This window comes from Serratia sp. EC4 (assembly GCF_059652115.1).
Window position 1 is genome coordinate 181,416 of record NZ_JBNIDE010000004.1, and the last position, 13,202, is coordinate 194,617.

Annotated in this window: 11 protein-coding genes; 2 read left to right on the forward strand and 9 right to left on the reverse strand. The window is 59.5% G+C overall.

Annotated elements, in window-relative coordinates; all coding sequences use genetic code 11:
* Positions 1–62: 62 nt before the first annotated feature.
* From ispH to ribF, 5 genes are all read right to left on the reverse strand, one after another.
* The gene (gene ispH / locus ACP39K_RS14310) at positions 63–1,016 is read right to left on the reverse strand and encodes a 4-hydroxy-3-methylbut-2-enyl diphosphate reductase (protein ID WP_033641229.1); all 954 of its coding nucleotides are present in this window, start codon (positions 1,014–1,016) and stop codon (positions 63–65) included.
* Positions 997–1,467, reverse strand: a complete 471-nt coding sequence (gene fkpB, locus ACP39K_RS14315) for an FKBP-type peptidyl-prolyl cis-trans isomerase (protein ID WP_016929135.1) — start codon at positions 1,465–1,467, stop codon at positions 997–999. Before fkpB ends, ispH begins: the two co-directional genes overlap by 20 nt.
* Position 1,468: 1 nt before the next feature.
* Positions 1,469–1,978, reverse strand: coding sequence for a signal peptidase II (lspA, locus tag ACP39K_RS14320; protein ID WP_025301524.1), 510 nt, complete (start codon positions 1,976–1,978; stop codon positions 1,469–1,471).
* A gap of 13 nt (positions 1,979–1,991) precedes the next feature.
* On the reverse strand, positions 1,992–4,808 hold the full coding sequence (ileS, locus tag ACP39K_RS14325; RefSeq protein ID WP_016929137.1) for an isoleucine--tRNA ligase: 2,817 nt from the start codon (positions 4,806–4,808) through the stop codon (positions 1,992–1,994).
* Between the two features lie 156 nt (positions 4,809–4,964).
* The gene (gene ribF, locus ACP39K_RS14330; protein WP_016929138.1) at positions 4,965–5,903 is read right to left on the reverse strand and encodes a bifunctional riboflavin kinase/FAD synthetase; all 939 of its coding nucleotides are present in this window, start codon (positions 5,901–5,903) and stop codon (positions 4,965–4,967) included.
* A gap of 390 nt (positions 5,904–6,293) precedes the next feature.
* Here ribF and rpsT point away from each other — a divergent pair, with 390 nt between their 5' ends.
* The gene (gene rpsT, locus ACP39K_RS14335) at positions 6,294–6,557 is read left to right on the forward strand and encodes a 30S ribosomal protein S20 (protein WP_004932960.1); all 264 of its coding nucleotides are present in this window, start codon (positions 6,294–6,296) and stop codon (positions 6,555–6,557) included.
* 71 nt (positions 6,558–6,628) lie between these two features.
* On the opposite strand, the gene nhaR is transcribed toward rpsT, so the two are convergent.
* The 4 genes from nhaR to dnaK form a co-directional block, all read right to left on the reverse strand.
* A complete protein-coding gene (gene nhaR, locus ACP39K_RS14340) occupies positions 6,629–7,528 on the reverse strand; it encodes a transcriptional activator NhaR (RefSeq protein ID WP_028127865.1) in 900 nt (299 codons plus the stop codon).
* Positions 7,529–7,720: 192 nt separating this feature from the next.
* Complete coding sequence (gene nhaA, locus ACP39K_RS14345) at positions 7,721–8,887, reverse strand: Na+/H+ antiporter NhaA (protein ID WP_033641227.1); 1,167 nt, start codon at positions 8,885–8,887, stop codon at positions 7,721–7,723.
* Positions 8,888–9,123: 236 nt separating this feature from the next.
* Entirely contained in the window at positions 9,124–10,248 is a 1,125-nt protein-coding gene (gene dnaJ / locus ACP39K_RS14350) for a molecular chaperone DnaJ (protein WP_004932969.1), read from the reverse strand.
* A gap of 106 nt (positions 10,249–10,354) precedes the next feature.
* Positions 10,355–12,268, reverse strand: a complete 1,914-nt coding sequence (dnaK, locus tag ACP39K_RS14355) for a molecular chaperone DnaK (RefSeq protein WP_004932972.1) — start codon at positions 12,266–12,268, stop codon at positions 10,355–10,357.
* A gap of 324 nt (positions 12,269–12,592) precedes the next feature.
* Between dnaK and satP the strand changes: the two genes are divergently transcribed.
* Positions 12,593–13,192: an acetate uptake transporter gene (satP, locus tag ACP39K_RS14360; protein ID WP_048796026.1), complete on the forward strand. Its 600-nt coding sequence runs from the start codon at positions 12,593–12,595 to the stop codon at positions 13,190–13,192.
* Positions 13,193–13,202 lie beyond the last annotated feature (10 nt).

Here is a 13,202-nt window from a genome sequence, read left to right on the forward strand (position 1 = left end):
GCGGCTCGCTTTCCAAAAAAAACGGGAAGCCTAAGCCCCCCGTTGTCATTCACTCACGCACCTCAGTCAATCTGACGGACGTCCACGCGCAGCTCTTTCGGCACTTCGAACACGATGTTCTCTTCGCGCCCGCTGATTTCATGCACGTCCAGGCCGCCCAGCGCTTTCAGGCGAGAGATCACCTCCTGCACCAGCACGTCCGGCGCCGAGGCGCCGGCGGTAACGCCGATATTGCGCGCTTCGCTCAGCCAGCTTTCCTGAATATCCGCCGCCGAATCGATCAGATAAGCCGGTTTGCCCACGCGCTGCGCCAGTTCGGCCAGACGGTTAGAGTTGGAAGAGTTCTTCGACCCCACCACCAGCACCACGTCCGCATCGCCGGCCAGGTTGCGCACCGCTTCCTGACGGTTGGTGGTGGCGTAGCAAATGTCATCCTTGCGCGGACCGATAATGCTCGGGAAGCGCTGACGCAGCGCATCGATCACGTCCGAGGTATCATCAACCGACAGCGTGGTCTGCGTCATGAAGCACAGGTTGTTTTCGTCTTTCACCTGCAGCTTCCACACGTCTTCCGGCGATTCGACCAGGTACATGCCGCCCTGCGGGTTGCTGTACTGGCCCATGGTGCCTTCCACCTCCGGGTGCCCGGCATGGCCGATCAGGATCGCTTCGGTGCCGCGGCGGCTGGCGCGCGCCACTTCCATATGCACCTTGGTCACCAGCGGACAGGTGGCGTCGAACAGCATGGTCAGATCGCGCGCCTTGGCTTCGGCGCGCACCGCCTGAGAAACGCCGTGCGCCGAGAAGATCAGGATAGAGCCGTCCGGCACTTCGGCGATCTCTTCGATAAACACCGCGCCGCGCTCACGCAGGCTGTCGACCACGTAGCGGTTGTGCACCACTTCATGTCGCACGTAGATCGGCGCGCCATATAGCTCCAGCGCGCGTTCCACGATGCTGATCGCACGATCAACCCCGGCGCAGAAGCCGCGCGGGTTAGCCAGCAATATTTGCATGCGTCTCCTCCTGCTGCGGATCGATCTCCAGCACTTCGATGTCGAAGGTCACCGGATGGCCCGCCAGCGGATGGTTGAAATCGACGGTGATTGAATCCTCCGCCACCGCGCGCACCACGCCCGGCATTTCGCTGCCGTCGATGGCGGTAAACAGCATGATGGTGCCCACGTCCGGCACGCCGGTTTCCGCGAAGTCGCGGCGCGAGAAGAACTGGACCAGATCCGGGTTCTCCGCGCCGAACGCCGCTTCCGGCTGCAGGGTAAAGGCGCGCTTGTCGCCAGCGCGCAGGCCGAGCAGTTGCTCTTCCAGCGGCGCCGACAGGCTGCCGTCACCCAGGCGGAACAGCGCCGGTTTGCCGCTGCTGCGGGTGGATTCGGCGGTCGAACCGTCTTCCAGTTTCAGCGTGAAGTGAACCAGCACCGCGCTGTCACTGATAACCTGAGCCGTCATATTACTCACCTTTACTCTTTGCGCCTTTGTTCGCCGGCGACAAGAAACCTTCCAGCACGATCATCGCCGCACCCACGCAAATAAAGCTGTCCGCCAGATTGAAGGTCGGGTAGTGCCAGTCACCGACGTAGAAGTCGATGAAATCGACCACAAAACCGTGCCACAGGCGATCGAACAGGTTGCCCAACGCCCCGCCGATGATGAAGGCGTAGGCGATGTTGTTCAGCTTCTGCTGCGCCGCGCTGCGGTACATCATCACCAGCAGCACCGCGACGATGGCGATGGCGATGCCGGCGAAGAACCAGCGCTGCCAACCGCCGTGATCGGCCAGGAAGCTGAACGCGGCGCCGTAGTTGCGCGCGTAAAACAGGTTGAACGACGGGATCAACGGCTGGGACTGGCCCAGCGTAAAGTTAGCGAGGATCCACTGCTTGCTGCCGAAATCCAGCGCCAGCACCGCCACTACAACCCACAGCCAACGCAGGCCGGTCGAACAAATTGGTTTACTCATCAGGCGCGAGTTCTCAGGCAAAGTTACGCTTCTCGCCGTCACCGGCGACGTTGCTCACACAGCGGCCGCAGATGTCTGCGTGCTCCGCCACCAGGCCGATATCGGTGGTGTAATGCCAGCAGCGCGGGCACTTCTCACCTGGCGCCGTGCTGAAGGCGATTTTCAGCCCTTTCAGCAGCTCGGAAGCCTGCGCGTCGGCCGGCGCATCCGCCAAAGGCGCAACGCTTGCCGCAGAGGTCAGCAGCACAAAGCGCAGCTCATCCTGCAGGCTATTCAGACGCGCCGCCAACTCGCTGTCGGCATACAGCGTCACCGCCGCTTCCAGCGAACCGCCGAGGCGTTTGTCGGCACGCGCCTGCTCCAGCACCTTGTTCACTTCGCCGCGCACTTTCAGCAGCTCAGCCCAGAAAGCGTCGTTCATCGACTCGCCTTCCGCCAGCCCGAACAGGCCGTCGTACCACTCTTCAGTGAACACGTACTGCGCGCGTTTGCCCGGCATGAAGCCCCAGATCTCGTCTGCGGTGAACGACATGATCGGCGCCATCCAGCGCACCAGCGCTTCGACGATGTGATACAGCGCGGTCTGGCAGCTGCGGCGGGCGACGCTGTCGCTCTTCGCGGTGTACTGACGATCCTTGATGATATCCAGGTAGAAGGAGCCCATCTCGACCGAACAGAACTGCATCAGGCGCTGCACCACTTCGTGGAAATCGTAGTTGGCGTAAGCCTGCTCGATATCCCGCTGCGCCGCCAGCGCGCGGCCGACCGCCCAGCGATCCAGCACCACCATGTCTTCCGGCGCCACGCAATCGGTGCTCGGCTCGAACCCGTTCAGGTTGGCCAGCAGGAAGCGCGCGGTGTTGCGGATGCGGCGATAAGAGTCGGCGGAGCGCTTGAGGATCTCGTCGGACACCGCGATCTCGCCGGTGTAATCGGTCGACGCCACCCACAGACGCAGAATGTCGCCGCCCAGCTTGTTCATCACGTCCTGCGGGCTGACGGTGTTGCCGATCGATTTGGACATCTTGCGTCCCTGACCGTCGACGGTGAAGCCGTGGGTCAGCACTTCCTTGTACGGCGCCTTGCCCTTCATCGCGGTGGAAATCATCAGCGATGACATGAACCAGCCGCGGTGTTGGTCGGAGCCTTCCAGATACATGTCGGCGCCGTGGCCGTTGAATTCAGGACGCACGTCGACAACCGAGGCGTGGGTGGAACCGGAATCGAACCACACGTCCAGCGTATCCGGCACTTTCACGTAGTCGGCGGCTTCCGCGCCGAGGATGTCGGCCGCGTCCAGATCCCACCAGGCCTGAATGCCGTCTTGCTCGACGCGTTTGGCCACTTCTTCCATCAGCTCAACGCTGCGCGGGTGCAGCTGCTCGGTCTCTTTATGCACGAACAGCGACATCGGCACGCCCCAGGTGCGCTGACGCGAGATGCACCAGTCCGGGCGGTTGGCGACCATCATTTCGATGCGCGCCTGGCCCCAATCCGGGATCCACTGCACGCCCTTGATCTCTTCCAGCGACTGCTGACGCAGGCCTTTCTGATCCATGCTGATGAACCATTGCGGCGTAGCGCGGAAGATGATCGGCGTCTTGTGGCGCCAGCAGCACGGATAGCTGTGCAGGAACTTCTCGACGTGCAGCAGCGCGCCTTTGTCACGCAGCAGATCGACGATCAGATCGTTGGCCTTGAAGACGAACTTGCCGTCCAGCAGCGGGTAGGTGCCGGTCAGGTAGCAGCCGTTCGGCCCTACCGGGTTGGCCACTTCCAGGCCGTATTTCTGGCCGATCACGAAGTCGTCCGGGCCGTGGCCTGGCGCGGTGTGCACCGCACCGGTACCGGCGTCCAGCGTCACGTGCTCGCCGAGGATCGCCGGCACGTCGAAGTCCATGAACGGGTGTTTGAAGCGCAGCAGCTCCAGATCGGCGCCTTTGCAGCTGCCCAGCACCGTCCACTCGGTGATGCCGGCGCGTTTCATCACGCTTTCCACCAGTTCGGCCGCCAGGATCAGGCACTGGCCGTCAACCTGCACCAACTGATAGGTGAAGTCCGGGTGCAGCGAGATCGCGCGGTTGGCCGGCAGGGTCCACGGAGTGGTGGTCCAGATAACCAGGGAGATGGCGCCGCTGAAGTGGCTCACGCCGAACTTGGCCGCCACGGCAGCCGCGTCGGCCGCATGGAAGCTCACGTCGATCGACGGCGAAGTCTTGTCGTAGTACTCCACTTCCGCTTCCGCCAGCGACGAGCCGCAGTCGGTGCACCAGTGAACCGGCTTGGCGCCTTTCAGCAGGTGGCCGTTGCTGATGATCTTGCCCAGCGCGCGGATGATGTTGGCTTCGGTTTTGAAGTCCATCGTCAGGTACGGACGATCCCAGTCGCCCAACACGCCCAGGCGGATGAAGTCCTTCTTCTGGCCTTCAACCTGCTCGGCCGCGTACTCGCGGCACTTCTGGCGGAACTCGGCCGCCGTCAGCTTCTCGCCCGGCTTGCCGTACAGTTGCTCAACCTTCAGTTCGATCGGCAGGCCGTGGCAATCCCAACCCGGCACATAAGGCGAGTCGAAGCCGGCCATCCCTTTCGACTTGATGATAATGTCTTTGAGAATCTTGTTAACCGAGTGACCAATGTGAATGCTGCCGTTCGCATACGGAGGGCCGTCATGCAAAATGAAGGTTTTTTTGCCCTTTTTGGCAGTACGAATAATCCCGTACAGATCCTGTTCATACCAACGTTGCAGCATGCCAGGTTCGCGCTTGGCGAGATCGCCGCGCATCGGGAACCCTGTTTCCGGCAAGTTCAGGGTATTCTTGTAGTCACTCATGAGATTCTCGTTTCCGTTTTCGGCTATTTACCCGTCACACTTCAAGCTGCATCTTTGTCGGCCGCCCTTTCTCACCCGAATCACTTGCCTGTGCAAGCTCATCGGGGTTCGCGCGGTTGCCGCCGCGATGCAACTCGAATTGTTTAGGGTAAACGATTAAACCAGTGTTTTTAACCCGAAGAACTTCCGGGCCGTCACCACATCATTGGCGATTTGCTGCTTCAGGGCATCCAGCGAAGCAAACCGCTGTTCATTGCGCAATTTTGCGCGGAGCACCACCTCAATATGGCGCCCGTAAAGATCCATTGTGACATCCAGCAGATGCACTTCCAGCTGCTGGCGCACGCCGGCGACGGTCGGGCGCGTGCCGATATTGGCCACGCCCGGCAGCGGCTTCGGCCCCAGGCCATACACTTCCACCGCATACACTCCTTTCACCGGCGCCACCAGACGCTTGAGCGGCAGATTGGCGGTCGGGAAGCCGATGGTGCGCCCCAGCTCGTCACCGTGCACCACGCGCCCGGAAATGCTGTACGGGTGGCCCAGCAGGGTCTCCGCCAACGGCAGATCGTCCTCGCTCAGCGCGGTGCGGATCGCGGTGCTGCTGATGCGCCGCTCGCCTTCGCGGAAGGTCGGGGTGCTGACCACATCGAAGCCGTACTCTTTTCCGGCCTGCTGCAATAGCGGAAAATCGCCCTGACGCCCGGCGCCAAAGCGAAAATCATCCCCCACCATCAGGAATTTGACGCCCAGTTTTTCCACCAGCAGCTCGGCGACGAACGCCTGCGCGGTGTTGGCGGCGAAACGCGGATCGAACTTGACGCACAGCAGGTAATCGACGCCCGCCTGCGCCAGATAGTTGGCCTTGTCGCGCAGGCGCGTCAAGCGGGCCGGCGCCTTGTCTGCGGCGAACATCTCCAGCGGCTGCGGCTCAAAGATCATGACCATCACCGGCAGCCCGAGGCGTTGCCCTTGTTGCTTCAACTGCTCCAGCAGCGCCTGATGACCGCGGTGTACGCCGTCGAAGTTGCCGATGGTGAGCACGCAACCATGGTGGCGCGCCCGGATATTGTGAATGCCGCGAATTAGCTCCATAGCTGGCTCAAAACAGTGGAAATCGGCGGATTATACCTTGTACAGCCGGTAAGGTTAACCCGCGATTGGTGCCTTTATGTAATAGACATACCATACCGGAGATAATCTGCGCGTGAAACGGCTTCGCCGCAGTTTATCCGGCGTTGCCGGGGCGATTCTCGACCGCGGCCAACGGCTTGCGCCCGCCGCGGCAAAACATTGGCGAATTTTCTCGCGAAACACTGTATTCCCAAGAGCGAAGCTGGTAAAATCCTGCGCCATCACAACGTAGCGAGTGCCGCCTGTACAAACGGCGCTTATTTGCACAAATCCATTGACAAACGAAGGCTAAAAGGGCATATTCCTCGGCCTTTGAATTGTCCTCAATAGAATATATTTGGGAGTTGGACCTTGGCTAATATCAAATCAGCTAAGAAACGCGCCGTACAGTCTGAGAAACGCCGCAAGCATAACGCAAGCCGTCGCTCAATGGTGCGTACCTTCATCAAGAAGGTAGACGCAGCTATCGCAGCTGGCGACAAAGAAGCAGCACAAAATGCATTCCTGGTAATGCAACCACTGGTGGACCGTCAGGCAGCTAAAGGCCTGATCCACAAAAACAAAGCAGCGCGTCATAAGTCAAACCTGACTGCACGCATCAACGCAATGCAATAAGCATTTCGTTATCTGCTTGATAAAAAAACCGGCTCAGGCCGGTTTTTTTACGTCCTGCGTTCAGTGAACCGCTAGCAGGAAAACAGCGCCGAGAAGTCTTTGTTGCAGACGCGTTGCACCGCCGGATGCTGGATCATGCGCTCGGCGAAGATGATGTAATACTCCTCCTGCACGCTGTCGATACGCCCAATCTCCACCACGTTGTCATCGTTGTAGGTATCCTGCGCATACAGCGTCGGCGCCACGAAGATCGCATTGTGGTACATGCCGAAGGCCTTCATCAGCGCCGCATCGTCGAACTCGCCCAGAATTTCCACCTGAATGCCCTGCGTATTGAACCAGTTGAGCAGCTTGCGCCCCAACATCGAACGGCGGCCGGGGATCAGCAGCTTGCGCTGCTCCAGACAAGCCGGGAACGGCAGGTCCGGCGCCGGTTGGCGACAGAAAAAGCTGATGCCGCACTCGCCCAGCTTCAGCGAGAACAGCCCTTCCTGCTGGCTGGAGTCCACCGGGCAATCCGAGAGGATCATATCCAGCTTGTGCTGGCTAAGCTGCTCCAGCAGCATCTCGTGCGTCGATTCAAAGCAACGCAGGTGGATCTGCTCGTTGTCCACCACCACCGCCGTTTCCAATACCTGGCTGACCAGCCGCTTCGACAGCGCATCCGCTACGCCGACGTCGAACAGCAGGTTGGACTCTTTGCGGTAGTTGACGATATCCAGCATTTCCTGGCTGAGCATAAACATCTTGTCGGCATAGCGGAACACCAACTGCCCCAGCTCCGAAGGCACCAACCCGCGCCCCTGGCGTTTGAACAGCTTGCCGTCCAACCGCTCTTCCAGCGCTTTGATCTGGCCGGTGATGGTCTGCGGCGTCAGAAACAACGCTTCGGCGGCACCAACCACGGAACCGGCCTTGCAGACCTGCCAGAAATAGTAAAGGTGATTAAAGTTGATATGCGACATCCTCACGAGCGGCTCTCCTTAACAACGTTTCGCAGCGGCAAACGGTGTGCCGTGACGAGCGACAAACTTCCTTTCCCTGCTTCAGACAACGTATAACCCCATTAGTCCCAACGAAGAACGGCCGAAGCTGCACATATTTTATACCGTACAGCTCCGACCAGCCATTTTATTATGTGCCTTTACCGGGCACATTCAGGATTAACGCACGCGCGGCAACGCCAGACGCAGCAATCCATACCCTACCACCGCCGCAGTGGTGGAGCCCAACAGGATCCCCAGGCGGGAATAAGTGCTGAGCGCCGCATCTGCATCGCCAAACGCCAGCGAGGCGATAAAAATCGACATGGTGAAACCAATGCCGCAGAGCACCGAAACGGCAAACACCTGTTTGAAGCCGATGCCTTCAGGCAAACGGGCGATGCCCATTTTCACCGCCAGCAGGCTGAAGAGGAAAATCCCCAGCGGCTTGCCGATAAACAGCCCAGCCGCAATCCCGACCGGCAGCAGCGACGTTAACCCTTCCAGCGATACGCCCTGCAAAGAGACCCCGGCGTTGGCGAAAGCGAACAGCGGCAGGATCATAAACGCGACCCAAGGGTGCAACTCATGCTCCAGCGTTTCCGACGGCGATGGCCCCTTTTTGACGTTCAACGGGATCATAAAGCCGACGATCACCCCGGCCAGCGTCGCATGCACCCCAGACTTGAGGATCGCCACCCACAACACCAGGCCGACCATCATGTACAGCGAGGTTTTACCCACGCCGCGCCAGTTCATCACCGCCAGCAGCGCCGTCGCCGCCGCCGCCACGCCCAGCGCCACCATCGACACTTCGTGGGTGTAGAACAGTGCGATGATGATAATCACGCCCAGGTCGTCGATGATCGCCAACGCCAGCAGGAACACTTTCAGGCTGGTCGGCACGCGGTTGCCCAGCAGCGCCATTACGCCAAGCGCGAAGGCGATATCGGTCGCAGCCGGGATCGCCCAACCCTGGCGGGTGACGTCATCCGCGCCGTTGAACAGCAGGTAAATCAGCGCCGGCGCCAGCATGCCGCCCAGCGCGGCGATCGCCGGAAACACCGCCTTATCGCGCCCGGACAGCGAGCCTTGCATCAGCTCGCGCTTGACCTCCAGCCCCACCACCAAGAAGAAGATGGCCATCAGGCCATCGTTGATCCACAGCAGCAGCGGCTTGGCGATCTCCAGCGAAGCAATCTTCACCATCACCGGCAGGTTAAGGAATGCCTGATAGATCCCCTGCGCCGGGGTGTTGGCCATGATCAGGGCGACGATCGCCGCCGCGATCAGAATGATACCGCCCGCGGCTTCCTGACGTAAAAATTGACGAATGATGTTGGTCACAGTACGTCTCTCCAAATCTGTGCAGGACGTAGCGCCCTGCGAACCACAGTCATGAAGTGAGTATAGAGGGCGTTTTAGTTCGAAAAAATAAGTTTATAAATGCTAAATAACTCGGAAAAACCGATAAAAAGCACGAATAAGTCACACTTATATTATGGAATTTGCGGTTTGGCGCGCAAATAAAAACCCCGGAACAGAAGTCCGGGGTTCGTACATAAACCAAAAGAAACAGTAGGTTAGCGAGTCAGATCGTCAAAGAACTTTTTCACCCCGTCGAAGAAGCTCTTCGAACGCGGGCTGTTCTTGTCGCCGGACGGGCCACCCAGGCTCTCTTCCAGCTCACGCAGCAGCTGCTTCTGCTTGTCGTTCAGATTGACCGGGGTTTCCACCACCACGCGGCACAGCAGGTCGCCCTGGCTGCCGCCGCGCACCGATTTCACGCCCTTGCCGCGCATGCGGAACAGCTTGCCGGTTTGGGTCTCCGAAGGCACCTTCAGTTTCACCCGGCCGTCCAGCGTCGGCACTTCAATCTCGCCGCCCAGCGCCGCCATGGCGAAGTTGATCGGCACTTCACAGTACAGGTTGTTGCCTTCACGCTCGAAGATCGGGTGCGCCTTCACCTGCACCTGAACGTACAGATCGCCCGCCGGTGCGCCGTGTTCGCCGGCTTCACCTTCACCCGCCAGGCGGATGCGGTCGCCGGTATCGACGCCGGCCGGAATTTTCACCGACAGCGTCTTGGATTTTTCTACCCGGCCGTGGCCGTGGCACTTGTTGCACGGATCTTTGATAATCTGACCGCGGCCATGGCAGTGCGGACACGCCTGTTGCACGGTGAAGAAGCCCTGACGCATCTGCACCTGGCCCTGACCGTGACAGGTTGGACAGGTCACCGGCGAGCTGCCCGGTTTGGCGCCGCTGCCGTGGCAGACGTCGCACTCTTCCAGCGTCGGGATGCGGATCTCTTTGGTGACGCCACGTACCGCTTCCTCGAGGGTCAGCTCCATGTTATAGCGCAGATCGGAACCGCGGCTGGCGCGCTGACGGCGGCCTCCGCCGAAGATGTCGCCAAACACGTCGCCAAAGATATCGCTGAAGTCGGCGCCGCCGCCAAAGCCGCCGCCGCCCATGCCGCCCTGTTCAAAGGCCGCGTGCCCATACTGGTCGTAGGCCGCGCGTTTCTGGTCGTCGGTCAGAACTTCGTAAGCTTCTTTAACTTCTTTAAACTTGGTTTCGGCGTCTTGTTCCTGGTTGCGGTCAGGATGGTATTTCATCGCCAGGCGTTTATACGCCTTTTTGATCTCACGTTCATCCGCCGTCTTGCTGACGCCGAGAATCTCGTAATAGTCTTTCTTCGCCATTCTTTCGCTTACCCTTAACATGCGTGCACGGGCGCAGAGTTGCCTCGACGCCCGTGCTGGTTTCCGGGAACGACACCTCGGCCGCCCCGTGCCCGCTTAAGGGCGATTATTTTTTGTCTTTAACTTCTTCGAACTCGGCGTCAACCACGTCGTCGTCTTTCTGCGCCGCGTTGTCCGCGCCGGCGTCAGCACCCTGCTGAGCCTGCTGCGCCTGAGCCATTTCCAGCAGTTTGCCGGAAACCTGCACCAGCGCCTGAGTCTTCGCTTCGATCTCGGCTTTATCTTCGCCTTTCACCGCCGCTTCCAGATCCTTCAGCGCCGCTTCAATCGCCGTTTTGTCTTCCGCCGGCAGTTTGTCGCCCGCTTCTTCCAGCTGCTTGCGAGTGCCGTGGATCAGGTGATCCGCCTGGTTACGCGTCTGTACCAGCTCTTCGAACTTGCGGTCAGCTTCAGCGTTCAGCTCGGCGTCGCGCACCATTTTCTGGATTTCGTCTTCGTTCAGGCCAGAAGATGCCTTGATGGTGATCTTCTGCTCACGACCGGTGTTCTTGTCTTTGGCAGACACGTGCAGGATGCCGTCGGCATCGATATCGAAGGTCACTTCGATCTGCGCCATGCCGCGCGGCGCCGCCTGGATGCCGTCCAGGTTGAACTGGCCCAGAGATTTGTTATCGCTGGCGCGCTTACGCTCACCCTGCAGCACGTGGATGGTTACCGCAGACTGGTTGTCTTCAGCGGTAGAGAACACCTGGCTGTGCTTGGTCGGGATCGTGGTGTTTTTGGTGATCAGCGGCGTCATCACGCTGCCCATGGTTTCGATACCCAGCGACAGCGGGGTCACGTCCAGCAGCAGAACGTCCTTCACATCACCGGCCAACACGCCGCCCTGTACCGCAGCGCCCACGGCAACCGCTTCGTCCGGGTTCACGTCTTTACGCGGTTCTTTGCCGAAGAAGTCTGCGACTTTCTTCTGCACCATTGGCATACGGGTTTGGCCGCCCACCAGGATCACGTCCTGAATGTCGGAAACCGACAGGCCTGCGTCTTTCAGCGCCACTTTCAGCGGTTCGATAGAGCGCGCAACCAGATCTTCAACCAGCGACTCGAGTTTGGCGCGAGTCACTTTGATGTTCATGTGTTTTGGACCGGTCGCGTCTGCGGTGATGTACGGCAGGTTAACGTCGGTCTGCTGAGCGGAAGACAGTTCAATCTTCGCTTTCTCAGCGGCTTCTTTCAGACGCTGCATCGCCAGCGGATCGTTGCGCAGATCGATACCCTGATCTTTCTTGAACTCTTCCACCAGGTAGTTGATCAGACGGCTGTCGAAGTCTTCGCCACCCAGGTGGGTGTCACCGTTGGTCGCCAGCACTTCAAAGGTTTTTTCGCCGTCAACGTCGTCGATTTCGATGATGGAGATATCGAAAGTACCGCCGCCCAGGTCATAAACCGCGATGGTGCGGTTGCCGACTTCTTTGTCCAGGCCGTAGGCCAGAGCCGCCGCAGTCGGTTCGTTGATGATGCGTTTGACTTCCAGACCCGCGATGCGGCCGGCGTCTTTGGTCGCCTGACGCTGGGCGTCGTTGAAGTAAGCCGGTACGGTGATAACCGCTTCAGTTACCGGTTCGCCCAGGTAATCTTCCGCCGTTTTCTTCATTTTTTTCAGCACTTCCGCAGAGATCTGCGGCGGAGCCATTTTCTGGCCTTTCACTTCCAGCCAGGCGTCGCCGTTGTCGGCTTCGACGATTTTGTACGGCATGATCGCTTTGTCGCGCTGCGCTTCTTCATCCTGGAAGCGGCGACCGATCAGGCGCTTGATGGCGAACAGGGTGTTTTCAGGGTTGGTCACTGCCTGACGCTTAGCCGGCTGGCCAACCAGAGTTTCACCGTCCTGGGTATATGCGATAATAGAAGGAGTGGTGCGGTCGCCCTCGGCGTTTTCCAGCACGCGTGCCTTGGCACCATCCATAATTGCTACGCAAGAGTTGGTAGTACCCAGGTCGATACCAATAATTTTGCCCATCTAAACGTCTCCACTAAAAAATTCATAATCAGTCAGGTTGCTAACCTATATGCGGGCGATTTTTTGCTTTTCAACTGCCCGATATCTCAGTGCGACCCGCGGTTAGCAGCTGCGGTTGCAAATAAGATGGGGCCATCCAGTCCGGCATCAAGGGGCAAGGCGAAAAAAATTTCTTTTTTTATCGTCATTCAGATCATTGTTTCCGGCTGCGGGGATCATTATGATGCGCGCGCTCTGGTGGAAAACTTCGATTTTTTGGCCATTCAGACCATTTATGATTTTACTTCGCTGTTTCCGTTAATTTTCTGTTATCGCAGAGGACTTATGCACACCAACAAGTTGGCGAATCCCGGCCCTCTCGGCCTGATGGGCTTCGGGATGACCACCGTCTTGCTGAACCTGCACAACGCGGGCTTTTTCCCACTGAACTCCGCCATCATCAGCATGGGGATTTTCTTCGGTGGCCTGGCCCAGATCCTGGCCGGTCTGCTGGAGTACAAGAAGGGCAACACCTTCGGCATGACCGCCTTCACCGCCTACGGCAGCTTCTGGCTGAGCCTGGTCGGCCTGCTGCTGCTGCCGCGTCTGGGCCTGGCTGAAGCCACCGAGGCGCACGTGCTGGGCATCTACCTGGCGCTGTGGGGCGTCTTCACCCTGTTCATGTTCTTCGGCACCCTGGGCGCCAACCGCGTGCTGCAGTTCGTGTTCGCCAGCCTGACGCTGCTGTTCGCCCTGCTGGCCGTCGGCAACATCACCGGCAACCACGCGCTGCTGACCTTCGCCGGTTATGAGGGCATCATCTGCGGCGCCAGCGCCATCTACCTGGCGATGGCAGAAGTGCTCAACGAGCAATACGGCCGCACCGTGCTGCCGATTGGCGAACCGGCCCCGGCCCGCGTCGCGGCCTCACCGGTCGCGGCGTAATCGCCCTCCC